The organism is Paraburkholderia hiiakae, assembly GCF_904848665.1.
Classification (GTDB): Bacteria; Pseudomonadota; Gammaproteobacteria; order Burkholderiales; family Burkholderiaceae; genus Paraburkholderia; species Paraburkholderia hiiakae.
Genome location: NZ_CAJHCQ010000023.1, coordinates 65427 through 91077, shown reverse-complemented (window position 1 = coordinate 91077; position 25651 = coordinate 65427). Strand labels below are relative to the sequence as shown.

The 25651-nt window shown below is 63.7% G+C and carries 28 protein-coding genes and 1 tRNA gene; 4 read left to right on the top strand and 25 right to left on the bottom strand.

Translation table 11 applies throughout. The annotated features are described in order from the left end of the window. Positions 1-11 precede the first annotated feature (11 nt). The gene (locus JMY28_RS32220) at positions 12-875 is read right to left on the bottom strand and encodes a class I SAM-dependent methyltransferase (RefSeq protein WP_201699933.1); all 864 of its coding nucleotides are present in this window, start codon (positions 873-875) and stop codon (positions 12-14) included. Between the two features lie 373 nt (positions 876-1248). Between JMY28_RS32220 and JMY28_RS32215 the strand changes: the two genes are divergently transcribed. Beyond that, positions 1249-1569: a type II toxin-antitoxin system HicA family toxin gene (locus JMY28_RS32215; protein ID WP_201699932.1), complete on the top strand. Its 321-nt coding sequence runs from the start codon at positions 1249-1251 to the stop codon at positions 1567-1569. A gap of 120 nt (positions 1570-1689) precedes the next feature. Here JMY28_RS32215 and JMY28_RS32210 read toward each other — a convergent pair whose 3' ends face one another. After that, a complete protein-coding gene (locus tag JMY28_RS32210) occupies positions 1690-2838 on the bottom strand; it encodes a methyltransferase (protein ID WP_201699931.1) in 1149 nt (382 codons plus the stop codon). A gap of 257 nt (positions 2839-3095) precedes the next feature. Here JMY28_RS32210 and JMY28_RS32205 point away from each other — a divergent pair, with 257 nt between their 5' ends. Beyond that, the gene (locus JMY28_RS32205; protein ID WP_201699930.1) at positions 3096-5864 is read left to right on the top strand and encodes a type IIG restriction enzyme/methyltransferase; all 2769 of its coding nucleotides are present in this window, start codon (positions 3096-3098) and stop codon (positions 5862-5864) included. A gap of 69 nt (positions 5865-5933) precedes the next feature. Then, positions 5934-6884, top strand: coding sequence for a cation diffusion facilitator family transporter (locus tag JMY28_RS32200; protein ID WP_201699929.1), 951 nt, complete (start codon positions 5934-5936; stop codon positions 6882-6884). 90 nt (positions 6885-6974) lie between these two features. Here JMY28_RS32200 and JMY28_RS32195 read toward each other — a convergent pair. The 7 genes from JMY28_RS32195 to JMY28_RS32165 all read right to left on the bottom strand — a co-directional run bounded on the left by JMY28_RS32195 (position 6975) and on the right by JMY28_RS32165 (position 12250). Next, positions 6975-7050: transfer RNA gene (locus JMY28_RS32195), tRNA-Thr, on the bottom strand. 18 nt (positions 7051-7068) lie between these two features. Continuing rightward, positions 7069-7575, bottom strand: a complete 507-nt coding sequence (locus JMY28_RS32190; protein WP_201699928.1) for a ClpXP protease specificity-enhancing factor — start codon at positions 7573-7575, stop codon at positions 7069-7071. A gap of 127 nt (positions 7576-7702) precedes the next feature. Next, a complete protein-coding gene (locus JMY28_RS32185) occupies positions 7703-8314 on the bottom strand; it encodes a glutathione S-transferase N-terminal domain-containing protein (protein ID WP_027797364.1) in 612 nt (203 codons plus the stop codon). A 114-nt stretch (positions 8315-8428) separates the two neighbouring features. Beyond that, on the bottom strand, positions 8429-9214 hold the full coding sequence (locus tag JMY28_RS32180; protein ID WP_407945564.1) for a cytochrome c1: 786 nt from the start codon (positions 9212-9214) through the stop codon (positions 8429-8431). An 18-nt stretch (positions 9215-9232) separates the two neighbouring features. Next, positions 9233-10621, bottom strand: coding sequence for a cytochrome b (locus JMY28_RS32175; RefSeq protein WP_201699926.1), 1389 nt, complete (start codon positions 10619-10621; stop codon positions 9233-9235). Further along, entirely contained in the window at positions 10621-11241 is a 621-nt protein-coding gene (gene petA, locus JMY28_RS32170) for a ubiquinol-cytochrome c reductase iron-sulfur subunit (RefSeq protein WP_201699925.1), read from the bottom strand. The genes JMY28_RS32175 and petA overlap by 1 nt, the downstream gene beginning before the upstream one ends. Before the next feature lie 262 nt (positions 11242-11503). Next, complete coding sequence (locus JMY28_RS32165) at positions 11504-12250, bottom strand: Nif3-like dinuclear metal center hexameric protein (RefSeq protein ID WP_201699924.1); 747 nt, start codon at positions 12248-12250, stop codon at positions 11504-11506. A 19-nt stretch (positions 12251-12269) separates the two neighbouring features. Between JMY28_RS32165 and JMY28_RS32160 the strand changes: the two genes are divergently transcribed. Further along, a complete protein-coding gene (locus JMY28_RS32160; RefSeq protein ID WP_028206584.1) occupies positions 12270-13487 on the top strand; it encodes a Do family serine endopeptidase in 1218 nt (405 codons plus the stop codon). 117 nt (positions 13488-13604) lie between these two features. On the opposite strand, the gene tatC is transcribed toward JMY28_RS32160, so the two are convergent. From tatC to JMY28_RS32080, 16 genes are all read right to left on the bottom strand, one after another. Then, positions 13605-14387, bottom strand: coding sequence for a twin-arginine translocase subunit TatC (gene tatC, locus JMY28_RS32155; RefSeq protein WP_201699923.1), 783 nt, complete (start codon positions 14385-14387; stop codon positions 13605-13607). Positions 14388-14432: 45 nt separating this feature from the next. Further along, positions 14433-14993: a Sec-independent protein translocase protein TatB gene (gene tatB, locus JMY28_RS32150; protein WP_201699922.1), complete on the bottom strand. Its 561-nt coding sequence runs from the start codon at positions 14991-14993 to the stop codon at positions 14433-14435. Between the two features lie 94 nt (positions 14994-15087). Continuing rightward, positions 15088-15330: a Sec-independent protein translocase subunit TatA gene (gene tatA, locus JMY28_RS32145; protein ID WP_042269645.1), complete on the bottom strand. Its 243-nt coding sequence runs from the start codon at positions 15328-15330 to the stop codon at positions 15088-15090. A 158-nt stretch (positions 15331-15488) separates the two neighbouring features. After that, positions 15489-15857 carry a histidine triad nucleotide-binding protein gene (locus JMY28_RS32140; protein ID WP_133186214.1) on the bottom strand — a complete coding sequence of 123 codons (369 nt, stop codon included), beginning with the start codon at positions 15855-15857 and terminating at the stop codon, positions 15489-15491. Between the two features lie 42 nt (positions 15858-15899). Beyond that, on the bottom strand, positions 15900-16292 hold the full coding sequence (locus JMY28_RS32135) for a DUF4870 family protein (RefSeq protein ID WP_028206579.1): 393 nt from the start codon (positions 16290-16292) through the stop codon (positions 15900-15902). A 47-nt stretch (positions 16293-16339) separates the two neighbouring features. Continuing rightward, positions 16340-16708, bottom strand: coding sequence for a phosphoribosyl-ATP diphosphatase (locus tag JMY28_RS32130; protein WP_110388464.1), 369 nt, complete (start codon positions 16706-16708; stop codon positions 16340-16342). Beyond that, positions 16705-17130, bottom strand: coding sequence for a phosphoribosyl-AMP cyclohydrolase (gene hisI / locus JMY28_RS32125; RefSeq protein WP_201699921.1), 426 nt, complete (start codon positions 17128-17130; stop codon positions 16705-16707). Before hisI ends, JMY28_RS32130 begins: the two co-directional genes overlap by 4 nt. A 4-nt stretch (positions 17131-17134) precedes the next feature. Continuing rightward, entirely contained in the window at positions 17135-17917 is a 783-nt protein-coding gene (hisF, locus tag JMY28_RS32120) for an imidazole glycerol phosphate synthase subunit HisF (protein ID WP_201699920.1), read from the bottom strand. Positions 17918-18140: 223 nt separating this feature from the next. Then, positions 18141-18893, bottom strand: coding sequence for a 1-(5-phosphoribosyl)-5-[(5-phosphoribosylamino)methylideneamino]imidazole-4-carboxamide isomerase (gene hisA / locus JMY28_RS32115; RefSeq protein WP_201699919.1), 753 nt, complete (start codon positions 18891-18893; stop codon positions 18141-18143). A gap of 175 nt (positions 18894-19068) precedes the next feature. Next, positions 19069-19710, bottom strand: a complete 642-nt coding sequence (gene hisH / locus JMY28_RS32110) for an imidazole glycerol phosphate synthase subunit HisH (protein WP_201699918.1) — start codon at positions 19708-19710, stop codon at positions 19069-19071. A gap of 240 nt (positions 19711-19950) precedes the next feature. Continuing rightward, entirely contained in the window at positions 19951-20538 is a 588-nt protein-coding gene (gene hisB / locus JMY28_RS32105) for an imidazoleglycerol-phosphate dehydratase HisB (protein WP_028218451.1), read from the bottom strand. A gap of 54 nt (positions 20539-20592) precedes the next feature. Further along, complete coding sequence (gene hisC / locus JMY28_RS32100) at positions 20593-21669, bottom strand: histidinol-phosphate transaminase (protein WP_201699917.1); 1077 nt, start codon at positions 21667-21669, stop codon at positions 20593-20595. 211 nt (positions 21670-21880) lie between these two features. Continuing rightward, the gene (gene hisD, locus JMY28_RS32095; protein ID WP_201699916.1) at positions 21881-23200 is read right to left on the bottom strand and encodes a histidinol dehydrogenase; all 1320 of its coding nucleotides are present in this window, start codon (positions 23198-23200) and stop codon (positions 21881-21883) included. 119 nt (positions 23201-23319) lie between these two features. Further along, a complete protein-coding gene (gene hisG, locus JMY28_RS32090) occupies positions 23320-24030 on the bottom strand; it encodes an ATP phosphoribosyltransferase (protein ID WP_201699915.1) in 711 nt (236 codons plus the stop codon). Further along, positions 24027-25289: a UDP-N-acetylglucosamine 1-carboxyvinyltransferase gene (gene murA / locus JMY28_RS32085; protein ID WP_201699914.1), complete on the bottom strand. Its 1263-nt coding sequence runs from the start codon at positions 25287-25289 to the stop codon at positions 24027-24029. Before murA ends, hisG begins: the two co-directional genes overlap by 4 nt. A gap of 108 nt (positions 25290-25397) precedes the next feature. Then, the gene (locus JMY28_RS32080) at positions 25398-25637 is read right to left on the bottom strand and encodes a BolA family protein (protein ID WP_028206568.1); all 240 of its coding nucleotides are present in this window, start codon (positions 25635-25637) and stop codon (positions 25398-25400) included. Positions 25638-25651: the final 14 nt, after the last annotated feature.

Here is a 25651-nt window from a genome sequence, read left to right as displayed (position 1 = left end):
TGCCCGCAAGCTCAACCTTCGGTTGCCGCCTCTGAGGCCGCCTCGCCTTCGTCGGCGAAAAAGCGCTCGCGCAGGTCCGCCAGGCCGAAGGTATCGAGAATCTCACCCAGCCGCGCCGCCGGACGGCGCCGCGGCAAATCCTTGTACTGGGCGATGATGAGTTCGTTCTTCATCGAGTGCTCCCAGCCCACCAGTTCCGTCACGCTCACCTGATAGCCGTGCGCTTCAAGTTGCAGGCAGCGCAGCACGTTGGTGATCTGGCTTCCGAATTCGCGCGTATGCAGCGGATGGCGCCAGATTTCCGTGAGCGCTTGCCCGAGCGACTTGCCCTTACTCCGGCGCAGCACGCCCGCCACCTCGGCCTGGCAACACGGCACGACCACGATATAGCGCGCGTGCTTCTTGAGTGCGAAACGCAGCGCGTCGTCAGTGGCGGTGTCGCAGGCGTGGAGTGCCGTCACGATATCGACGGTCGCAGGCAGCTGCGGCGACGTAATCGAATCGGCTACCGAAAGGTTCAGGAACGACATCCCGTTAAAGCCCAGCCGTTTGGCTAGCTCCTGCGAGTGCTGCACGAGCTCGTCGCGCGTTTCGATGCCATAAATATGTGACCTGTCGCGCTGATCCTTGAAGAACAGGTCGTAGAGAATGAAACCCAGATAGGACTTGCCCGCACCGTGATCGACGAGGGTCACGTCGCGGCCATCCTGTTTGAGGTCCTTAAGCAGCGGCTCGATGAACTGGAACAGGTGATAGACCTGCTTCAGCTTGCGGCGGCTGTCCTGGTTCATTTTGCCGTCGCGCGTCAGGATGTGGAGCTCCTTGAGGAGTTCGACAGACTGGTTCGGACGGACTTCGTAAGTCTTGCTGGACATCGTCGTGGTCAGATGAAAGGCGTGGTATGTCGCGAAACGTGCGACAGGCGACAGAAGGGCTGCAGTAGTTCTGTCATTTTACGAAAAAAGCTAGTCGTGGCTGCCGAACCCATAAGAGCAGCGAGTGTCGTAATAGCGTCCATGCACGCGGACCCACGTGCGGACAGGAGGGAGGGGTTGAGTAGAAGAGACACGAGGATTTTCGTCCCCGATGCCCAAAAAGGACCAAAACGTAGCGCGACCGGCCGGCAACGAATCGACAGGCGCGCATTGGGAGGTCGCACCGGGAGTGCCGGTTGCGATGAATCAGGCTGGCGCAGTCCTCGCTGCGCGAAGAGCGCACGACGCTGTATGGCCTTGCATGGGGCATGCAATGAATACGATACCTGACGGAAACGCAGAGCAAAAATTCCAGGAACTGCTTACGAAACTCGTCACGGTTCCCGACTGGACGGAAAAGCAGCAACTGGAGCTGGAAATGGCGCGCGACATCTCGGTGGAGATGCTGCGGTGCGCGGAAAGCATGCGCGACGGCCCTTCTGATCTCGAAACCTGCCTGATTCTGCTGAAGTACGCGAAAGTGCTCGATTTCGTGATGTCGGCGCTGGCGTCGCGCCGTGATATCAAGCCGCAAACGCTGCGCGTGATTTTCAAGCTGGCAGGCCTCAAGGTCGACGAGGCCTATCCGGGGTGAAGCCGATGTGACCCGGACGCATACCCGGCGCGGCGGCTACGCCGCCGACGCCGGTGCTCGCCACCCATACGGGCCGTTAGCGGCCCGCACTCTTCTTTATTGCCAACGCTCCCCGCCGGTTCACTGCGCGCGCACCTTGAGGCGCCACAGCGAAGTCAGCTCGGCCGCGCGCGCACGATAGAGCGGATCGCTGGGATCCGAGGCTTTCGGGTGCCGCGGACGAATGTCCTCTCGGCCCACCACTTCGAGCCCAGCCTGCACGATCATTTCGACGAGCGATTCGCGCGTGCGCAACCCGAGATGCTCCGCGAAGTCGGACAGGATCAACCACCCCTCGCCGCCCGGCTCGAGATGATCCTTGAGACCGCCGAGAAACCCGCGCAGCATGCGGCTCTCCGGATCGAACACGGCGTACTCGATGGGCGACGCGGGACGCGCCGGCACCCACGGCGGATTGCAGACGACGAGCGGCGCGCGGCCCGGCGGGAACAGATCCGCCTCGACGACCTCGACCTGCGCGGCATAGCCAAGGCGGTCAAGGTTCTCTTGCGCGCAGGCTAGCGCGCGGGCGTCCTGATCGGTGGCGACCACGCGCTTTACGCCACGCGCGGCGAGCACGGCGGCGAGCACGCCCGTGCCCGTGCCGATATCGAAGGCCTTTTCGAGCGACGGCAGCGCCGTGCGCGCGACAAGATCGACGTATTCGCCGCGTACCGGCGAGAACACACCGTAGTACGGATGAATACGCGCCCCTTTCAGCGCCGCGATCTCAACGCCCTTCTTGCGCCATTCGTGCGCGCCAACGAGACCGAGGATTTCACGCAACGACACGGCAGACGCTTCGCCATCGGGCTCGCCCCACGCCTCTTCGCACGCAAGCCGGACGTCGGGCGCGCGGCGCAGGTTGATGCCGTAGTCGCCTTCGAGCGGAATCAGCACCATGGCGAGCGTGCGGGCGCGCTGCGCCTGCGCCTGGCGATGCAGATGAAACGCTTCGAGCGGTGAAGCGGGCGCGTTGGCCAGTGCGCCCTTGCGGGGCTTGCGCTCCGCGCGGCGCGCCATGGCCTGCAGTAACTGACGCGCGTTCTGATAGTCGCCGCGCCACAGCAGCGCGGTGCCTTCGCAGGCGAGACGGTACGCAACATCCGCGGTCGTGCGATCGTCGGCGATGACCACGCGTTTGGGCGCCGGCACGCCAGCCTCGGAGCGCCAGCGCACCGTGCGCGGGCCTTCGGTGTCGGGCCAGGTGAGAGTGGGATGTTCGGTCATAGGTCGGATATTCGATGCGGCGGGCCAGTTCGTAGATTCGTTCCTGGCTCGCGGGTTGACGCCGCGGGGCGCCTCGCGCGGCGCCATCATATAGCAGAGCGACGCCGCACGTTCCGCCGCATCGCCTTTGCAGGGATGATCGCTCAGACGGGCGGGCGCGTCGACTCGGCCAAACGGCGTAGGACGAAACGCACGTGGGCGGCAGTAAAATGTGCGCCGACCGCGCCTCGCCAGGCCACGCCCACCCGCACGAGACCATGCCAGAAACCATCCCGCAGACTCACGGCGCGCGCAAAACGCGCACGCGCCGCGCCAGCGCCGGAGGTGGGCTCGACGAAGCGTTTTACGCCGAACTGCTGCATATCGTGGGGCTGCGGGAGAGCGTTTCCGGCGGAGGGCGCACCGTGGCGCGACTCGCGCCGGAAGCGCGATTGCGCGGCGCACTGATCGAACTCGCGCTGTCGCGTCTCGCTGCCCGCGAGGTTCAGAGCAAGAGCGAGCGGCAGGATGCCGAGCACTTCGAACTCGCGCTGCGGCTTTGCATCGCGTGGATCAGCCGCCTGGTTTTTCTCAAGGTGCTCGAAACGCGTCTGCTGACGCTCCATGACGGCGATTCGCCCTACGCGTTTCTGAACGCACGGCACATCCGCTCGTTCAGCGATCTCGACGCACTGTGCGACACCGTACTGGGCGTCGATGACGTCGCGCCACCGGCTCGCTTCGCTCACCTCCCCCGCTTCGACGGTGCGCTTTTCGCGCCGCAAGACCTGGACCCAAGCCTGCTCGGCATGCGCGCGCTCGACGAGAGCGCCACGCTACCGCTTTTCGCAGCGACTGTGCTCACCGATGCGAGCGGCGAGCGGCACGTGCTCGCGTATCTGCTTGATTTTCTCGCCGCGTTCGACTTCTCCGCCGGTTCGGTCGCGCAAGAGCCCGCCGCGACGAACCGGCGTTGCCTCGACGCCTGGGCGCTCGGGCTCGTCTTCGAAAAGCTCAACGGCTACCGCGATGGCGCCTGGTACACGCCGGGCAGCGTCGCGATGCAACTCGCCCGTCCCGCCGTCACGCATGCGGCGCTGAATCGCTTGAATCGCGCTAAGGGCTGGTGCTGCACGAGCATCGATCAGCTATCCGAATTGATCGAAGACCGCCACGAAGCTCAGGCGATTCTTGACTCGCTGCGCATCTGCGATCCTGCTGTCGGCTCGGGCCATCTGCTCGTTTCAGCGCTCAACGAGTTGCTTGCGCTAAAAGTGCGCCTTGGCTTGCTGCACGTACGCGAGCGCGAAGCACTCAGCACTTGCCGCATCGACGTCACTGCGGACCGGCTTTGCGTCACGCGCGCGAACGGCGAACCGTTCACGCGCGCGCGCGATGGCGAGGCCATCCGCAAGATTGAAGCGGCGCTCTTTCGCTTGAAGCGAGACATCGTCGAGCACTCGCTTTTCGGTGTCGATATCCATGCAGATTCGGTCGGCATGGCACGCCTGCGGCTGTGGATCGAACTGCTCGAACACGCGGATTTCACCGCTTCGCTGCCGAACCTCGAGACCAACCTCAAACAAGGCAACGCGACGCTCAGCCGTTTTGACTTCGATACGCCCATTCGCGACAACGCCGAGCGAGTGGCGAACTATCGCGCGAACGCGGCAAGACTGCGGGCGACAAACACACCCGCTGCAAGACGCGCCGAAGCCACTCGATTCGCACAACTGCGCGACGCGTTGCACAACGCGCTCGCGAACAATCTGCCCGATACGCCGCCCGAGGAAACCACAGCGTTCGAATGGCGCATCGAGTTCGCCGCCCTCCTCACCGACGAAGGCGACTTCGAGCGCTTCGACGCCGTCATTGCGAACCCGCCCTATATCGACTCCGAGCGCATGATCAACCAGGGCCAGCGCGCGCTGCGCGAGCGGCTAGCGCAGCGCTGGCCGAGCGCGAGGGGCAACTGGGACCTGTACATCGTGTTCATGGAACTAGGCCTCGCGCTCCTCAGGCCGGGCGGCGCGATGGCGTATCTCACGCCCGACAAGTGGCTCTCGAAGCCCTTCGGCAACGCGCTGCGCGCGCGGCATCTGGACAAAATCGAACGCATCGTCGGGCTCGGGCGCGACGTGTTCGAACAGGCGCGCGTGGACTCGATCATCACGGTCTTTCGCGAGTCGGGCACGCCCGCCGTCGCGACCGCACGCATCGAGGGCGATACGCTCTTCGAGCTGGCGCAAACCGACAAACGTACGCTCGAGGCGCCTTGGCCGCTCGACGCGTTGCTCTCGCCCCACGCCGCGTTCGTGCAGCGGATCGGCCGCGCGCACCCCACGCTCGGCGCCCTGCTGCCCTGCGAAAACGCGTGCGCGACATCGGACGCCTACCGGCTCGCGCCCCTCGTCGAAGAGGTCGAAGGGCAGTTCCTCGCGGACCATCACTACCGCGTGGTGAACACCGGCACGCTCGGGCGCTACGTCTCGCGCTGGGGCAGCAAGCCGATGACCTATCTCGGACGACGCTACGACGCGCCCGTGGTCGAGCGCGGACGCTTCGCTTCGACGTTCGCGAACGGCTACGGCGCGAAAGCCCATGCGAAAAAGGTGATCGTGAAAGGCCTTACACGGCTCGACGCGACACTCGATCTCGCTGGCGACACCATCCCCGGCAAGACCACGCTGATCCTGCGCTCGGAAGACGAGCACCTGCTGAAGTTCGCGGCGGCGCTCCTCAACTGTCCGCTCTCAGTTTTCCTGATCCGCGCGAAGTACGGTTCGTCGAGCTACAACGGCGGCGTGGCGTTCACGAAAGCGATGATCGACGCCTTGCCAGTGCCAGGCGGCGCTGCGGTGCGCAGCGAGATCGCCGACTGCGTGACCCGGTTGCTGCGCGCTCACCAGTCCGGATGCGGCGACCCGGAAGTGGAAGACATCGCGCGCGAGATAGATCGACGCCTCTACGCGGCATTTGGCTTGTCGGCGCGGGAAATCGACCTCGTGGAAGGCCGCGCCGGCTCGATTGCGAGCGAGGCAAACTAACCGGGCAGCCGGGCGACGGCGTCACGGCGAGTCGGCTAGTCTTGCTCATCCTCGCGCAGAGCAGACATCATGGAACGGCTACGTTTCTTCAGTACCTCCGACGAGAGCAGCGTGCTGACGCTATCGATCGCCACGACGTTGGTGATCGCCCTCATCGGCATCCTGTTTGGCCTGATCTCCGGCTCGTTTTCCATTGTCTTCGACGGCGTTTATTCACTCGTCGACGCGAGCATGAGCGCGCTCGCGCTCGCCGTCGTGCGCCTCATCACCTCCTACGCGGTCAATGTCGACCTGCCGCGCAAATGGCGCGAGCGCTTCACCATGGGCTTCTGGCATCTCGAACCCATGGTGCTCGGCCTGAACAGCACGCTGCTCGTGGGCGTGGCCGTCTATGCGCTGATCAACGGCGTCACGAACCTGCTCTCCGGCGGCCACGAATTGCGCTTCGGCCCGGCTCTCGTCTACGCCGTGCTCACCGTGAGCGCTTGCGTTGCGATGGCGGTGTTCGAATCGCGCGCGAACCGTCGAATCCACTCGGATTTCGTGCGCCTCGACATCAAGTCGTGGATCATGTCCGCGGGCATCACGGCGGCGCTGCTGATCGCTTTCAGCGTCGGCTATGCGATTCAGGGAACGGCGTGGGAGCACCTCACGCCCTACGTCGACCCGGCGGCGCTCGTGGTGGTGTGCGCCGTGATCATTCCGATTCCGCTTGCGGAAATCCGCCAAGCCCTGATGGACGTGCTGCTCGTCGCGCCCGCGGATCTCAAGCAGCACGTCGACGCGGTCGCGAAACGCTTCGTCGAGCGCTACGCCTTCGAGTATTACCGCGCCTATGTCGCGAAAGTGGGCCGTTCGCGCGAGATCGAACTGTATTTCGTCGTGCCGCCCGACATGCCGCCGAAGCGCATCGCCGAATGGGATGCGATCCGCGACGAAATCGGGCGGGCCATAGGCGGGGACGAGTCGCACCGCTGGCTCACGATCATGTTCACGAGCGACCCGGAATGGGCGGAATGAGGCATTGGGCCCGCAGTTGACCCCGACCCGGAGTGGGCCCAGAAAGCACAAAGGGTTACGTGAACTTCACGTAACCCTTTGTCTTGAATGTGGTGCCGGCTGCAGGACTCGAACCCGCCACCTGATGATTACAAATCAACTGCTCTACCAGATGAGCTAAGCCGGCGTAGCCCGCTATTCTACTTCATTTTACGATCTTGAGGTGGCCCTTGCCGCCCTTATTGCCGCCTTCGTCATCTTTGTCGGCAGCGCGCGACGCAACGGGCGCGAGCGGCGCAGCGGGTTCCTCGGCAGGCTCGTCGCGCACTTCATGCGCCTCATGCGCTTCGGTTTCTTCGTGGTCCTCGGAGGACAGCACGTCGTCGGCGTCGCCCGGTGGCGATTCGACCGGGAACGCCATGCCCTGACCATTCTCGCGCGCGTAGATCGCGAGAACGTTCGATACCGGCACCTCGATCTTGTGTGACTTGCCCGAGAAGCGCGCGTGGAACTCGATCATCTCGTTGCCCATCTGCAGTTGGCTCGTCGCCTCGAAGCTGATGTTCAGCACGATCTCGCCGTCACGCACGAACTGGCGCGGCACGCGCGTGCGGTTGTCGACCCGCACCGCGATATGCGGCGTGAAGCCGTTGTCGGTGCACCACTCGTACAGCGCGCGCAGCAAATACGGCTTGGTGGAAATCTCTTGCATCAACAATCCTTTCACGAGGCGGCACCCACACCCACGCAGTGGGCGCCGCCTCTGTTACCTGCAACCGCCAGGATACCGCTTAACTGCGTGCTTAACTGCGTGCTTAACTGCGTGCTTAACTGCGTGCTTAACGGCGCATGACCTTTTCAGACGGCGTGAGCGCTTCGATGTACGCCGGACGGCTGAAAATGCGCTCAGCGTACTTCATGAGCGGCGCGGCATTCTTCGACAGTTCGATGCCGTAATGGTCGAGGCGCCACAGCAACGGCGCGATCGCGACGTCGAGCATCGAGAACTCTTCGCCCAGCATGTACTTGTTCTTAAGGAAGATCGGCGCGAGCTGCGTGAGGCGGTCGCGGATCGCGAGCCGCGCCTTCTCGTGATTCTTCTCGGCGGCCTTGCCCTTCTCGTTTTCGAGCGTGCTCACGTGCACGAACAGTTCCTTCTCGAAGTTGAGCAGGAACAGGCGCGCGCGGGCGCGCTGCACCGGGTCGGCCGGCATCAGCTGCGGATGCGGGAAGCGCTCGTCGATGTACTCGTTGATGATGTTCGATTCGTACAGAATCAGGTCGCGCTCGACCAGAATCGGCACCTGACCGTACGGATTCATCACGGCGATGTCTTCCGGTTTGTTGAACAGGTCGACGTCGCGGATTTCGAAGTCCATGCCCTTTTCGAACAACACCAGCCGGCAACGCTGGGAGAACGGGCAGGTAGTGCCGGAGTACAGAACCATCATGATTTACATTTCCTCAATAAACCCAAAAGGCCAGCTGGCGAAAAAACCGTCTGACGGTCCCTGAACCGTCAGACGGCTTCTCGTCGCACCGGCCCCACGTCGGTCAGGACGTGCCTATTTGATATCTTTCCAGTACGCGGCGTTCAATCGCCACGCGAAAAAGCTCAAGACGCCGAGGAACAGGAGCACCCACACGCCAAGCTGCCTGCGGGTTTTCTGCTCGGGTTCGGCCATCCAGCCGAGGTAAGCCACAAGGTCGGCCACGTCGGCATCATAATCCACCGGAGAGAGCGTTCCGGGCGTGACTTGCTGGAACCCTGCGAAGCGGCGGACTTTTTCCCCGGTTTCCTCGTCCGTCGTGTCCTCGAACTTCGCCGTGCGTATGCCCTGCAACTGCCACAGCACGTGCGGCATGCTCACGTTCTCGAACACCAGATTGTTCCAGCCGGTCGGCCGCGTGTCGTCGCGGTAGAAGCTGCGCAGGTACGTGTACAGCCAGTCGCGCCCTTTCGCCCGTGCTTCCACGGAGAGGTCCGGCGGCGCCACGCCGAACCACGACTTCGCGTCGTCCGGGCGCATCGCGATGGACATCGTGTTGCCGACCTTGTCAGTCGTAAACAACAGATTATCTTCGATTTGCTTCTGCGGAATGCCGAGATCCTGCAATCGGCTGTAGCGCATCAAGTTCGCACTATGGCAATTCAGACAATAGTTTACAAACAATTTGGCGCCGTGTTGCAGCGAAGCAAGATTCTCGCCGTTATCGGGAGCGCGGTCGAGCGGAATGTTTTCCTGCGCTGTCGCGGACCCGACCCCAAATGCACATGAGAGCGCCAGCGCGGCCAAGCCGGCCCGGACGCTCACCTTCGCGAGCGTCGAAAAAAGAGATTTTCTCGTCATATCTTCCTCGCTCATCAATTAATGGGGCTTGAAGTGCACGCGTTCGGGCGGCTGCTTGAACGTGCCAAGCGGCGTCCAGAAAGGCATGCCGAGGAAGAAGGCGAAATAGACGAGCGCGCAGATCTGGGCGATCAGCGTGGCGGCCGGCGATGGCGGTTTCGTGCCGAGGAACGCGAGCGTCAGGAACGCAAGCACGAAGATGCCCAGAAACACTTTGTGGAACAAGGGCCGGTAGCGGATCGACTTGACCGGCGAGCGATCGAGCCACGGCAGGAAGAAAAGCGAGATCACCGCCGTGCCCATCACCACCACGCCCCAGAACTTCGACTCGGTGAAGTACATGGCGAGGATCACGAGCACCGCCAGCACCGGCAGCCCGGCGCGCCATTTGCCGCGGGCGCGCACGAGCGCGAGCAAGCCGAGCAGCGCGATCACGATCATCAGGACGATCTTGAACGGGTCGGTGGTCGCGCGCAGCATCGCGTAGAACGCCGTGAAGTACCAGACCGGCGCGATCTCGGGCGGTGTTTGCAGCGAGTTGGCCGGCACGAAGTTGTTCGCTTCAAGGAAATAGCCGCCCATTTCCGGCGCGAAGAACACGATCGCCGCGAAGATCATCAGGAAGATGCACACGCCCATGAAATCGTGCACCGAGTAGTACGGATGGAACGGAATGCCGTCGAGCGGCACCCCATTCGCATCCTTCTTCTCCTTGATCTCGATGCCATCCGGGTTGTTCGAGCCCACTTCGTGCAGCGCGATGATGTGGCAGATCACGAGCCCGACCAGCACCAGCGGAATGGCGATCACGTGGAACGCGAAGAAGCGGTTGAGCGTGACGTCCGACACCACGTAGTCACCGCGAATCCACAGCGAGAGATCCGGGCCGATGAAGGGAATCGCCGAGAACAGGTTCACGATCACCTGCGCGCCCCAGAACGACATCTGGCCCCACGGCAGCAGGTAGCCGAAGAACGCCTCGGCCATCAGGCACAGGAAGATCGCGCAGCCGAAGATCCACACGAGTTCGCGCGGCTTGCGGTACGACCCGTACAGAAGCCCGCGGAACATGTGGAGATACACGACCACGAAGAACATCGACGCGCCCGTGGAGTGCATGTAGCGGATGAGCCAGCCCCACGGCACCTCGCGCATGATGTACTCGACCGATGCGAACGCGAGCGTCGCATCGGGCTTGTAGTTCATGGTGAGGAAAATGCCGGTGATGATCTGGTTCACCAGCACGAGCAGCGCGAGCGAGCCGAAGAAGTACCAGAAGTTGAAGTTCTTCGGCGCGTAGTACTCGGAGAGGTGCGCTTTCCAGGTCGAGGTCATCGGAAAGCGCTTGTCGATCCAGCCCTGCAGGCCGGCCGTCTCCCCTACATCCTTTTCGGTTCCCGTCGCCATCACGCTTCTCCTTTTTCGTCCTTGCCGATCACGATCTGCGTCGCGGACACGAACATGTATCGGGGAATGTCGAGGTTTTGCGGCGCCGGCTTGTTCTTGAACACACGGCCGGAGAGATCGTAGGTGGAGCCGTGGCACGGGCATAGAAAGCCGCCCGGCCAGCTGTCGGGCAGGTTGGGCTGCGGACCTTCCTGGAAGCGCGGCGTCGGCGTGCAGCCTAGATGGGTGCAGACGGCCACGGCCACGAGAATGTTCTGATGCTCGGCGCGCGAACGGAATTCGTTCATGCAGTACTCCGGCATCGGCATCGAGAACGGATGCTCGGAGTTCGGGTCGGCCAGATCGGGATCGGCCTTTTTCACGTCGGCCATCATGCGGTCCGTGCGGTTCAGGATCCACACGGGCTTGCCGCGCCAGGCCACGGTCATCATCGAGCCAGGCTGCAGATTCGTGATGTCGGCTTCGACGGGCGCGCCGGCGGCGCGGGCTTTTTCGGATGGTGCAAAGGAACCTACGAACGGTACGACAGTGGCCACGCCTCCAATGCCACCTGCTACGGACGTCGCAATCAGCCAGGTTCGGCGGCTGCCGTCGACGCGGTCATTCTCGTTGTCTCGCATCACATCGCCCCACTTCTGAGTTGGATTTTTCCGTCACGCCAGCTTACCCGCGGTGCTGCCGAACGCTAGTTTGCTCGAATGGAGTTGGCATTTACAAGGGGCGTTCTCCAAAAAGCTTCGGAAGTCCTTGATATCTCGGGGTTTTCCCGCAGAAAAGAGGGCCACTTTCTTTTCGGTTTGTAAATGCCTTACGAATAAAACGATGCTGCACCACGACAATTTTCGCCATGCGAACGCTAAAAGTCCGCACTGAAAAAACCGCTTAAACGGGATTGTCGACGTCGATGAAAAGATGCTCGATGTTGAAGGCTTCCGAGAGGTGCGCGCCCACCGCCTGCACGCCGAAACGCTCGGTGGCGTGGTGGCCCGCCGCGAGGAACGCCACACCGCTTTCCGCAGACGTGTGCGTGGTCTGTTCGGAGATCTCGCCGGTGAGGAAGACGTCGGCGCCGGCGTCGATCGCGGCGTCGAAGAGACTTTGCGCCGCGCCCGTGCACCAGGCCACGCGGCGCAGCTGCCAGTCGGGGTCGCCGAGCACGAGCGGCGCGCGGCCGAGCGTCTGCTCGACCTCAGCGGTGAAGTGCGCGAGCGTGATCGGCATAGGCAGCGTGGCCATCCAGCCAAGATCCTGCTCGCCGAAGCGTTGTTCGCCGATCCAGCCGAATCTCGCAGCCAACTGCGCGTTATTGCCCAGCTCGGGATGGTTGTCGAGCGGCAGGTGGTAGGCGAACAGGTTGATATCGTTCGCGAGCAACGTCTTCAGGCGACGGTACTTGCGGCCCGTAATTTGCGGCGCTTCGTTCTTCCAGAAGTAGCCGTGGTGCACGAGCACGGCGTCGGCGCCCCACTCGAGCGCGGCTTCGAGGAAGGCGAGTGAAGCGGTCACGCCGGTGGCGATCTTCTCCACGCGACGCCGCCCTTCGACCTGCAGGCCATTGGGGCAGTAGTCCTTGAACCGCGCGGATTCCAGAAGATTGTTCAGATACAATTCCAGTTCGATCCGATCCATATAATCCTCTAATCTTCAGATGCTTAGACGCTTTTGGCTGTTCTTCGCCCAGGCGGTGACGGTCCTGCTGGCGTTGATGTTCATCATCGCCACGCTCAAACCGCAGTGGCTGCAGCACCAGGGGCAGTTCGGCAAGCAACTCGCCGAGCCGATCGTCGCACTGCGGGAGGTCGCGCCAGGCATCGGTGGAGGCGCCGCCCAAGGCTCCTACGCGGACGCCGCCCAGAAGGCAATGCCCGCGGTCGTCAACGTCTTCTCTAGCAAGGACGGATCGCTGCCTCCCGATCCCCGCCAGAACGACCCGCTATTTCGCTACTTCTTCGGCGATCGCAACAAAAACCAGAAGCAGCAGGAGCAACCTGCCGCCAATCTCGGTTCGGGCGTCATTGTCAGTCCGGACGGTTACATTCTAACGAACCAGCACGTGATCGACGGCGCGGACCAGATCGAAATCGCGCTTTCCGACGGCCGCACCACCAACGCGAAGGTGATCGGCATCGATCCGGAAACCGATCTCGCGGTGCTCAAGATCAACCTGCCGAACCTGCCCACCATCACGCTCGGCCGCATGGACCAGACACGCGTGGGCGACGTCGTGCTCGCCATCGGTAACCCGTTCGGGGTGGGACAAACGGTCACGATGGGCATCATCAGCGCGCTGGGCCGCAATCACCTCGGCATCAACACGTTCGAAAACTTCATTCAAACCGACGCGCCGATCAACCCGGGCAACTCGGGCGGCGCGCTCGTCGACGTCAACGGCAACCTGCTCGGCATCAACACGGCCATCTACTCACGCTCGGGCGGCTCACTCGGCATCGGCTTCGCGATTCCCGTTTCCACGGCGCGCAGCGTGCTGGAGAGCATCATCACCTCAGGTTCGGTCACGCGCGGCTGGATCGGCGTCGAACCGCAGGACGTGACGCCCGAGATCGCCGACTCGTTCGGGCTGAAGGAGAAGTCGGGTGCGATCGTCGCGGGCGTGCTGCAGGGCGGCCCCGCCGACAAGGCCGGCATCAAGCCGGGCGACGTCCTCACCTCGGTGAACGGTGAGGCCATCACGGACACCACACGTCTTCTGAACGTGATCGCGCAGATCAAACCGGGCACGGACGCGAAGATCCACCTCGTGCGCAAGAACAAGGACATGGATCTCGACGTGCTGATCGGCAAGCGCCCGCCGCCGCCGAAGCAGCCGGCTCAGGAAGACGGCGAAGGCGACGACGACGGAGGCTGATCCGTCACAGGCCGGGCGTCGCGCCCTGCCCGCATCCAGAAAGCGAAAAGGCCGCGAACCCGGGTTCGCGGCCTTTTGTTTTCCTGCGCTCATTTTCCTGCGCTCAACCAGCTGAGGTCAGCTCGCGGCCTGACTCTCGTCCGCGGGTTTCTTCTCGCCAGTACCGACGAAGATACGCGCCGCGATAATGCCCAGCTCGTACAGGATGATGAGCGGCAACGCGAGAATAAGCTGCGAGAAAACGTCCGGCGGCGTCACGACTGCCGCGACAATGAACGCGCCGACGATCACGTAAGGCCGCACCTGCTTGAGCTTCTTCACGGTGACCACGCCCATGCGCACGAGTAGCACGACGATGATCGGCACCTCGAAGGTCACACCGAACGCGATGAACATAGTGAGCACGAAGCTCAGGTAATTGTTGATATCCGTCGTCATCTCCGCGCCTAGCGGCGCGTTGTAGTGCGCCATCACGCGGAAGATGGTCGGGAACACCACGAAATACGCGAACGCCATGCCGCACAAGAAGAGCGTGTAGCTGCTCGCCACGAGCGGCACGACGAGCTTCTTTTCGTGCTGGTACAGACCGGGAGCGACGAACGCCCAGATCTGGTAGAGCACGACCGGCAGCGCGATCACGAAGGCCACGAGCATCGTGACCTTCATGGGCACGAAGAACGAGCCGGTCACGTCAGTGACGATCATCTTGCCGTCGCGCGGCAGGTTCTGCATGAGCGGACGCGCAAGCAGACGGAATATGTCGGGCGCCCAGTACACGAGCCCGATGAACACGACGATCACGGCAAGGCCTGCGCGAATGATGCGGTCGCGCAGTTCGACGAGATGGGAAATGAAGGTCTCTTCGGAGCCTTCTTCCAGTTTTTGCTGGGGGTCGCTCACACCGGCCCTCTGTTGGAAATGGTCGTGCGCAAAGGCGGATCCGCGTCAGAAGAACCGCGTGGGGCGGCGCAGGCTCGCCGGCGTGTGCTGCGCCACGCGCGCAGCGCCGGATTGCACCCGCGTGCGGCGCAGCGTGGCGCGTTTGTACCAGACAGGTGCGGCGCTTTGCTTCACGCGCCAGTTCTTGCGCTTCGCACCGCTCGCGCCCGCGTTGCCGGAGCGCCATCCCGATTGCGTCGTGGCGCCGTCCATCGCGTTGGCGGCAGCACCTTCCACGCTGGCGGGATCGGCGCCGCCCGCGATGCTCGGCGATACCGACGTGCCTGCGCTCCACGCGTCGTTCAACTCGGTTTCATGCTTACGCAGATTGTCCTGAACGTTCTTTTCGACGTTCTGCGCCGCCGCCTCGAACTCGGTCTTCATGCGGCGCAGCTCGTCGAGTTCGATCTCGCGCGTGACTTCCGCCTTGACGTCGTTGATATAGCGCTGCGCGCGCCCGAACAGCGCGCCCGCCGTGCGTGCGACACGCGGCAGCCGCTCCGGTCCGAGAACGACCAGCGCGACGACGCCGATCAGCGCCATCTTGGTTAAACCGAGATCGAGCATGAATGGAGTTTTCCGTCAGCCTTGGCTGCCTTATTGGTCACGAGCTGGATTCAAGCTGGAAAACAAGTGGCGGCGAAAAAAGCCGCCACGCGTTTTAGCGGTAGTCGTTCGAGCGCTGCGTCTTGTCCTTGGCTTCGACGTCGACTGCGCCGCCGTCGGCCGGGAGCTCGCGCTTTTGCGTGTCGGCGCCGGCGCCTTCGCTCTCGCGCATGCCTTCCTTGAAACCCTTCACCGCACCGCCCAGATCGCTACCGATATTGCGCAGCTTCTTGGTGCCGAAGACGAGCGCAACGATCAACAAGACGATCAGCCAGTGCCAAATGCTCAACGAACCCATGATTGACTCTCTCCTTAACCCCGTCGCCGCGCGAACTGCGCGACGCGATAAATTGTGCCTGCTTGATGTTGCATGGACGTGGCGTGCGACCTTTAGCGAGACCCGTGGTTCGCCCCACGCCATTCGTCATTTATACCGACTTTCACCGCCGCCGGCACTCAGCCCATGCGGTGCCACGGACGCGGCCCGGCCAGCAAATGCGCATGCAGATGGTAGACCTCCTGCCCGCCGCCCGGCCCCGTGTTCACAACCGTGCGAAACCCGGTTTCGCCGCCTGTGTACGAGACGCCCAACTCCTTGGCGAGCCGCGCCACCAATACAAACATTCTACCAAGCAGCGGTGCGTCGTTTTCACCGCAATCGGCAAGGGTGGAAATATGCTGGCGCGGAATAACGAGGACGTGTGTTTCGGCTGCAGGCCGGATGTCGCGGAAGGCGACAAACTCGTCGTCTTCGTACACCCTCGTGCTGGGAATATGGCCATCGGCGATCTTGCAGAAGAGACAAGTGCTGCGGTCGTGACTCATGGTGCTCCTGGTGAGCAAAGCCGCACATGCACGCGAGCGTCCTCAAAACCAGGCGCGTGGGTTGTGCAGCGGCTTGTTGTCGTACAAGTACAGCCAGCCTTTGATGATACGGTACAACGTCCAGATTGCGACAGCCCACAAAATTGGAATGCCGACCAGCACGAAGATAAGCACGCCGCCGATCAGATGGCCGGCGAGGCCAAGCCAGAATGTGCGGATTTGCCAGGTGAAGTGCTGCTCGTAGGGCGTGCCGAGCGCTTCGTCGCGCTTGAGGTAATTGAGGATGATGGCCACCAGCACCGAAATGCCGCCGGTGAGCCAGTACACCGCGTAGAGCGCGTACAGCACGTGCGTGAAAGTGCGCAGGCTGCGCAAACGGTCCGCGTCAACGCCGTTGCGGTACGAAGGGGGCGGATAATCGCCAGACGTGGACATTTCGTTCATCTCCCTTTGCAGAACGTTGGTTGCGCTGCGCGCCAGCCTCAGTCGCCGTTCTCTTCGCGCTCGCGGCTCTTGCGCAGCGCCTTTTCTTCAAGACCCGAAAGACCTTCGCGGCGTTCCAGTTCCGCGAGCACGTCGGCGGGACTCAGATCAAAGTGCGAGAGCGTGACGAGGCAATGGAACCACAGGTCGGCCATCTCACCGACCAGCGCTTTCGGTGCGCCGCCCTGGCGCACGTCCTTCGCGGCCAGCACGACTTCCGTCGCTTCTTCGCCGACCTTCTTGAGCACCGCGTCGTCGCCCTTGTGAAAAAGGCGCGCGACATAGGAAGCGTCCGGATCGCCGCCCTTGCGGCTGTCGATCACCGCCGCGAGGCGCAGCAGGGTGTCGTTGGTGTTCAGTTGCGTCATTTGTAGATGTGTTCGGGGTCTTTCAGCACAGGGTCGACGGCGACCCAGCGGCCTTCGTCGACGGTGCCTTCGAATTGCTGGAAAAAGCACGAGTGGCGGCCCGTGTGGCACGCGATGCCCGAGACCTGCTCGATCTTCAGCAGCACGACGTCTTCGTCGCAGTCGAGGCGGATGTCGCTCACATGCTGCACGTGACCCGACTCCTCGCCCTTGAACCACAGGCGCTGGCGCGAGCGCGAAAAGTACACGGCGCGGCGCAGCTCCACCGTCTTTGCGAGCGCCTCGCGGTTCATCCACGCGAACATCAGCACGTCGCCGGTGGTGGCTTCCTGTGCGATCACTGGCACGAGGCCGTTGGCGTCCCAGTTGACCTTGTCGAGCCAGTTGGCGTTGGCGAGGTCGTTGGTTTGTGCGTTGCTCATCGCGTCACATCCTCACCGAAATGCCCTGGTCGGCCATGAAGCGCTTCGCCTCGCCCACCGTGTGCTCGCCGTAGTGGAAGATGCTCGCCGCCAGTACGGCGTCGGCGCGGCCCTTGACGATGCCGTCCGCGAGATCCTGCAGGCCGCCCACGCCGCCCGAGGCGATCACGGGGATCGGCACCGCGTCGGACACCGCGCTCGTGAGAGCGAGGTCGAAGCCGCTCTTCGTGCCGTCGCGGTCCATGCTCGTGAGCAGGATTTCGCCCGCACCCAGCTCGGCCATCTTGCGCGCCCATTCTACGGCGTCGATGCCCGTGGCCTTGCGACCGCCGTGCGTGAACACTTCCCAGCGCGCGGGTTCGCCCGGCGCGGACGTGCCGGATACACGTTTGGCGTCGATGGCGACAACGATGCACTGCGAGCCGTATTTGTCGGCGGAATCGCGCACGAGTTGCGGATTGGCGACGGCCGACGAGTTCATGCTGACTTTGTCCGCACCGGCGTTGAGCAGGCGCCGCACATCCGCCACGGCACGCACGCCGCCGCCCACGGTGAGCGGAATGAACACCTGCGAAGCCACCGCCTCGATGATCGGCAGGATCAGGTCGCGCTGGTCGGAGGTCGCGGTGATGTCGAGGAACGTGAGTTCGTCGGCGCCCTGGTCGTCGTAGCGGCGCGCGATTTCGACGGGATCGCCCGCATCGCGCAGCTCGACGAAATTGACGCCCTTCACGACGCGCCCGGCGGTCACGTCGAGGCAGGGGATGATGCGTTTGGGTAGAGCCATGATCTTGCCGAAGTTGCCAGTCGGTGTGTGTGCGGCGAGCGCCTTTCGCGAGAAGGCTGCCGGCCCCGGGTTCGGGCGTGGCGCGCAGCCCATTGTCGCGCGCTTTGCGGCTTGCCTTGTGCCTTGAGGCGAAATTATCCGCGCGAGCGCCAGTCCTCAAGGAGATGGCGGCGCAGCACCAAAAACAAAAGGCCTCCCGTTACGGAGGCCGGCATTCGACGCTTTAAGCGTCGTCCGATTCGCGCAGGCTGTCTGCGCGCGTTTGCGCGGCGGTGAAATCAAGGTCGCCCGAGTAGATCGCGCGGCCGCAAATCACGCCTTCCACGCCTTCGTCCTCGACTTCGCACAGTGCGTCGATGTCGCCGAGGTTGGAAAGACCGCCGCTCGCGATGATCGGAATCTTTACCGCCCGCGCGAGGCGCACCGTCGCTTCGATGTTGATGCCCTGAAGCATGCCGTCACGGCCAATGTCGGTGTAGATGATCGATTCGACGCCGTAGTCCTCGAACTTGCGCGCGAGATCCACGACTTCGTGGCCCGTGAGCTTGCTCCAGCCGTCGGTCGCGACTTTGCCGTCCTTCGCGTCGAGGCCGACGATGATATGGCCCCCGAATGCGGTGCACGCCTCCTGAAGGAAGCCCGGATTTTTCACGGCGGCGGTGCCGATGATCACATAGGACAGGCCGTCGTCGAGATAACGCTCGATGGTGTCGAGGTCGCGGATGCCGCCGCCAAGCTGCACGGGGATCTCGTCGCCGACTTCGCGGATGATCTCGCGAATCGCGTCTTCGTTCTTCGGCTTGCCGGCGAACGCGCCGTTCAGGTCGACGAGGTGCAGACGCCGCGCGCCGCGCTCGACCCAGTGTCGGGCCATAGCCGCCGGTTCCTCGGAGAAAATCGTCGCCTGGTCCATATCGCCTTGTTTGAGGCGCACGCAGTGACCGTCTTTGAGATCGATGGCCGGAATCAGCAGCATAGCTTCGGGTGTGTCTGGGAATGAGGTTGGAATCTGGCGACGCCGGCGGAAAAAAGGCCCGATCCGACGCCGTTTCGCTAGTTTAGTACAACTCTTTCGGCAGCCTTGCTGACGCAAATCGTATGCCGCGGCGCTCGTGCGCAACGACGGCTGCGCGCGTCAGTGCCGCAGGAAATCAGGGGTTCCAGTGGACAAAGTTGCGATAGACGCGCAAGCCCGCAGCGGCGCTCTTTTCCGGGTGGAATTGGGTGGCAAAGATGTTATCCCGCGCCACTGCCGAGGTAAAGGCCGCGCCGTACGGCGTTTCGCCCACGGTGTGCGCCGCATCCGCCGGAATCACATAGTAGCTGTGCACGAAGTAAAAGAAGCTTTCGTCGGGCACACCGTCCCACAGGGCGTGCGCGCGCGCCTGACGCACACGGTTCCAGCCCATTTGCGGGACCTTGAAGCGCGAACCGTCGTCCTGCAACTGGCCTTCGAGATCGAAGCGCACGACCTTGCCGGGCAGCAGGCCCAGGCCCTTCGTGTCGCCTTCCGCGCTCCAGTCGAACAGCATTTGCTCGCCCACGCACACACCCATGAGCGGCTTCGTGCGCGAGGCTTCGAGCACGGCGTCCTGCAGGCCCGACTCCGCCAGGCTGCGCATGCAGTCGGGCATCGCGCCCTGACCCGGCAGCACCACGCGATCGGCCGCGCGGATAGCTTCGGGACGCTCGACGATAGCCACGTCCGCTTCCGGTGCAGCCTGCCTCAGCGCTTGGGCCACCGAACGCAGGTTGCCCATCCCATAATCCACAATCGCAATTGAAGTTTTCATCTCGAATCCGGCCTGCTCATCAGGCCCTGCCCTTGGCTGTGTAGGCGCCTGTGCGCCGCGATATGCTGATCTGCCTTCGAAGCCGTCAATGTACGCCAGTCGGCGCGCGCAAGCCCATAAGCCGAATGGCTAATGTGGCGCGCATGCTGCATGCTCGCGACGGCCCCGGCGCGGCGCGCTCGAAGTCCTGAGCGCACCGTCCGCGCTGCGCGGCCCGCCTTCTTCGATTACGGGCGTCGCTTAGAGGCTGCCCTTCGTCGACGGAATCTTGCCCGCCTGACGTTCGTCCAGTTCGGCGGCCTGCCGCAGTGCGCGGCCAAATGCCTTGAACACGGTTTCCATCTGATGGTGCGCGTTGAGTCCGCGCAGATTGTCGATGTGCAGCGTCACGCCGGCGTGGTTCACGAAGCCGCGGAAGAACTCAATCGACAGGTCGACGTCGAACGTGCCGATGCGCGCGCGCGTGAACGGCACATGGAATTCGAGGCCCGGACGGCCCGAGAAGTCGATCACGACGCGTGAGAGCGCTTCGTCGAGCGGCACATAGGCGTGGCCGTAGCGGCGAATGCCCTTCTTGTCGCCAATGGCCTGCGCCACCGCCTGGCCGAGCGTGATGCCGACGTCTTCCACCGTATGGTGGTCGTCGATATGCGTGTCGCCATGCGCCTCGACCTCCAGATCGATCAGACCGTGTCGAGCGATCTGATCGAGCATATGGTCGAGAAACGGCACGCCGGTCGCGAGCTTTTGCTCGCCGGTGCCGTCCAGATTGAGTTTCACGCGGATTTGCGTTTCGCTGGTGTTGCGAACGACTTGCGCGACGCGCATGGCAATATCCTTCAAACAGCCCGTAACAGGAGAGTGGGAGAACGAAGCTTCGGCTTAACGGAGCACGAGCTTCAGGGCAGCGAGCAATTGCGCGTTTTCGTCGGGGGTGCCAACGGTCAGGCGCACACAGTTCGCAAGCAATGGGTGCATTTTACCCACGTTTTTGATCAGAATCCGGGCAGACAGCAGCGTGTCAAAAACCGCTGCCGCGTCGGGCACGCGCACGAGCAGGAAATTTCCCGCGCTTTCGAACACCTGGGCACCCGGCAGCTTCGCCACTTCGGCCGCGAGCGTTGTCCGCTCCGCGCGCAGTTGCGCGGCCTGCGCGTCGAGCACATCGACGTGGTCGAGCAGTAGATCCGCGGCCGCCTGCGTGAGGACGTTCACGTTATACGGCGGACGCACCTTGTCGAACTCGTTGAGCCACGTCGGACGCCCGGCCAGATAGCCGAGGCGTATGCCTGCGAGCCCGAGCTTCGACATCGTGCGCATCACGACCACATTGTCGAACTCGCCCGCGCGCGGCATCCAGCTCTGCATCGCGAACGGCTGGTAGGCCTCGTCGATCACCACGAGGCTTTTCGCCGCCGCAGCTGCCGCGATCACGCGCTCGATGTCGGCGTCGTCGAACAGCGTGCCCGTGGGGTTGTTCGGGTACGCCAGCCAGATCACAGCCGGCGAGTGCTCGGCGATGGCCGCGAGCGTCGCCTCGAGGTCGAGCGTGAAGTCGGTCTTGAGCGGCACGCCGACGAACTCCACCTGCGCGAACTTCGCCGACATCGCATACATGACGAAGCCCGGCACCGGCGCGAGCACCTTTGCGCCCGGCTTCGCGCATGCCATGGTGACCATGCTGATGATCTCGTCCGAGCCGTTGCCGAGCAGGACGTCGCAGTCGGCCGGCACGCGCATGACCTGCTTGAGCTTCGCGATCAGCGCTTCGGGGCGCGGCGCGGGATAGCGGTTGAGCGCGACTGCCGCAAGGCGTTCGCCTAGTTGGGCGACCAGGTCGGCGGGCAGTGCAAACGGGTTTTCCATGGCATCGAGCTTCACGAAACCGGAAGCGTCGGGCACGGGGTAGCTCGTCATCGCGAGCACGTCGCGACGGATGATGTCTTGTGGTGTCGTCATGTCGAAAGGCGGCTCGCGAAAAGCGGGGCCGCCAGCACGGGCAGCTCGGCGAGCCGGCCGCCCTGGTTATCGTCGTGGTCTCTGCTGTGCGTGGGTCACACTGCGGGTCAAAATACTGCACCCGCGCACTTGCGGGGCTTGCCGTCGCGCAACGTCTCCGTGCTGCGCGGCCGCTCATTCAACGTGTTTGCTGCAAGTTGCGAGGCGTGCTTTACATCTGCTTCATGCGAAATTCGGCACTGCGCGCGTGGGCTTGCAGGCCTTCGCCATAGGCAAGCTCGGCCGCGATCTCGCCGAGCGTTTGCGCGCCTTCCGCGCTCACCTCGATGAGGCTCGAACGCTTGATGAAATCATAGACGCCGAGCGGCGAGGAGAAACGTGCGGTACGAGACGTAGGCAGCACGTGATTCGGCCCCGCGCAGTAGTCGCCGAGGCTTTCGCTCGTGTAGCGGCCAAGGAAGATCGCGCCTGCGTGGCGGATTTCGGCGCCCCACTTCTGAGGCTCCAGCGCCGAGATTTCGAGGTGCTCCGGCGCGATCTCGTTGGCGATGGCGCAAGCCTCTGCCATGTCGCGCACCTTCACGAGCGCGCCGCGGTTCGTGAGCGACGTGGCAATGACTTCGGCGCGCGGCATGGCGGGCAGGAGTTCGTCGATGGCATCTTCCACGCGCTTGATGAAGCCCTGGTCCGGGCACAGCAAGATGGACTGCGCGAGTTCGTCGTGCTCGGCCTGCGAGAACAGGTCCATGGCCACCCAGCGCGGATCGGTCGTGCCGTCGCAGATCACGAGGATTTCCGAAGGGCCCGCGATCATGTCGATGCCGACCGTGCCGAACACGCGGCGCTTGGCCGAAGCGACGTAGGCGTTGCCCGGCCCGCAGATCTTGTCGACAGGCGGAATCGTGTTCGTGCCGTACGCGAGCGCGGCCACGGCCTGCGCACCGCCGATCGTGAATACGCGATCGACGCCGCCGAGCAGCGCCGCTGCCAGCACGAGCGGGTTCTTCACGCCGTCGGGCGTGGGCACGACCATGATGATTTCGCGCACGCCCGCCACCCGCGCGGGAATCGCGTTCATCAGCACGGACGACGGATACGCGGCCTTGCCGCCAGGCACATAAAGGCCCACGCGGTCGAGCGGCGTGACCTTCTGGCCGAGCACCGTGCCGTCGGCTTCGGTGTATTGCCAGCTATGCGAGCCGCACTCGATGCGCTGCTTCTCGTGGTAGCCGCGCACGCGCGCCGCCGCCGCTTCGAGCGCCGCGCGCCGCTTGGGCTCAAGGCTCTCCAACGCCGCTTCGAGTTCGGAAAACGGCAGTTCGAGCGCAGCGACGCTCGTGGCGCCAAGGCGGTCGAAGCGGTTCGTGTAGTCGAGCACGGCGGCGTCGCCGCGCGCCTTCACGTCGGCGAGAATTTGCGCGACGGAGCGCTCGATGGCCTCGTCCTCGCTCGCCTCGAAGGCGAGCACCGCGTGCAGCGACTTCTTGAAGCCTTCGGCGCTGGAATCGAGTTTGCGCATCGTGATAGCCATGCTGGTATCCATCCGTTACGTTGTGCGCGCCACGCCTTTTGAGATGCGCTGCGCGCAAGGCGGCGCGTCATTGCGCCTGCCCTTTGCTACGACTCCGTCAGCCTGTACAGACTGACTTATCAGGCCGAGTGTTGGGTCGACTGCGCGCCGCGCGACGCGCGTTCGAACGCGTCGATGATGGGCCGCAGCGCGGCGCGCTTGAGCTTGAGCGCCGCCTGATTCACGACGAGGCGCGACGAGATCTCCATGATCTCTTCCACCTCGACCAGATTGTTCGCGCGCAGCGTGCCGCCCGTGCTGACGAGGTCGACGATCGCATCCGCGAGACCCACGAGCGGCGCGAGCTCCATCGAGCCGTACAGCTTGATGAGGTCGACGTGCACGCCCTTGGCCGCGAAGTGCTGGCGCGCGGCTTCCGTGTACTTGGTCGCCACACGCAGGCGCGCACCCTGGCGCACCGCATTCGCGTAATCGAAACCGCCCTTCACGGCCACCGAAAGACGGCAGCGCGCGATGTCGAGATCGATCGGCTGATACAGGCCGCCGCCGCCGTGCTCGTTGAGCACGTCCTTGCCCGCCACGCCGAAGTCGGCCGCGCCGTACTCCACGTAGGTGGGCACGTCGGTGGCGCGTACGATGATGACGCGCAGATTCGGGTCGGTGGTCGGCAGGATCAGCTTGCGCGAGGTTTCGGGGTCTTCGGTCACATGCACGCCGGCCGCGGCGAGAAGCGGCATCGTCTCTTCGAAGATGCGGCCCTTCGAGAGCGCAAGCGTCAGCGGCGCGCTGGCTGCGGCCGCTGGCGTGGGCTTGGACTCGACCGTGCTCATGCCGCACTCCCCTTGATCCGCTTCACGTTCGCGCCGATCTTCGTGAGCTTCGCTTCCATGCGGTCGTAGCCGCGGTCGAGGTGATAGATGCGGTCGATCAGCGTTTCGCCGTCGGCGCACAGGCCCGCGATCACGAGGCTCGCCGATGCGCGCAAGTCGGTTGCCATCACCTTCGCGCCCGAGAGCTTTTCGACGCCAGCGATGAGCGCCGTCTTGCCGTCGATCGTGATGTGAGCCCCGAGGCGGTTCAGTTCCTGCACGTGCATGAAGCGGTTTTCGAAAATATTTTCGACCACTTGCGAGGTGCCGTCCGCGATCGTGTTGAGCGCCATGAACTGCGCCTGCATGTCGGTCGGGAACGCCGGGTATTCGGAAGTGCGCACGTTCACGGCGCGCGCGCGCTCGTGCATGCGCACGCGCATCCAGTCGTCGCCCTCTTCTATCGTCACGCCCGCTTCGCGCAGCTTGTCGGTGACGGCATCGAGAATGTGCGGACGCACATGACGCAGCGTGACGTCGCCGCCCGCGGCCGCTACCGCGCACAGGAACGTGCCCGCTTCGATACGGTCGGGAATGACGGTGTGGTGCGCGCCATGGAGTTTGTCCACGCCCTGAATGACGAGGCGGTCCGTGCCGATGCCTTCGATCTTCGCGCCCATCGCCACGAGCAGATGCGCGAGGTCACCCACTTCCGGTTCGCGCGCGGCGTTCTCGATCACCGTCTCGCCCTCGGCGAGCACGGCGGCCATCAGCAGGTTTTCCGTGCCGGTGACCGTAATCATGTCGGTGACGATGCGCGCGCCCTTCAGGCGCTTCGCGCGGGCTTCGATAAAGCCGTGCTCGATGTTGATCTCGGCGCCCATCGCCTGCAGGCCCTTGATGTGCTGGTCCACGGGGCGCGCGCCGATCGCGCAGCCGCCCGGCAGCGACACCTTCGCCTCGCCAAAGCGCGCGACGAGCGGCCCGAGCACGAGGATCGAGGCGCGCATGGTCTTCACGAGTTCGTACGGCGCCACGAGGTTGTTCACCCTCGAAGCGTCGAGTTGCACGCGGTGGCCGTCCTGCTCGGTGCGCACGCCCATCTGGTTAAGCAGCTTGAGCGTGGTGCGCACGTCCTGAAGGTCAGGCACGTTGTCGAGGTGAACGGGCTCGGCGCTCAGAAGACCTGCGCAGAGAATGGGCAGCGCCGCATTCTTCGCACCGGAAACGACCACTTCCCCTGCGAGCTTCTGCCCGCCGACGATGACGAGTTTATCCATGCCTGAGGTTTCCTGATCGGTGCGGCCGGCTTGCTGGGTCGCTTGATGTTGAGCTGCGCCGCTCGCGGCGGCGTCTTTGTCCTGGGTAATTCGCACTGAGATTCCAGATTATGCGTTCTGCCATTCGGCGGGCGTGAGCGTCTTCATGCTGAGCGCGTGGATTTCCTCGCGCATGCGGTCGCCGAGCGCCGCGTAGACGAGCTGATGGCGCTGGATCAAGCGCTTGCCGTCGAATGCTGAGGAGACGATCGTCGCGAAGAAATGCTGGCCATCGCCTTCGACTTCGAGGTGCTCGCACGCGAGCCCTGCCGAGATGTACTGCTTGATCTGTTCCGGAGTCGGCAACATGAGTATGGCTCCTG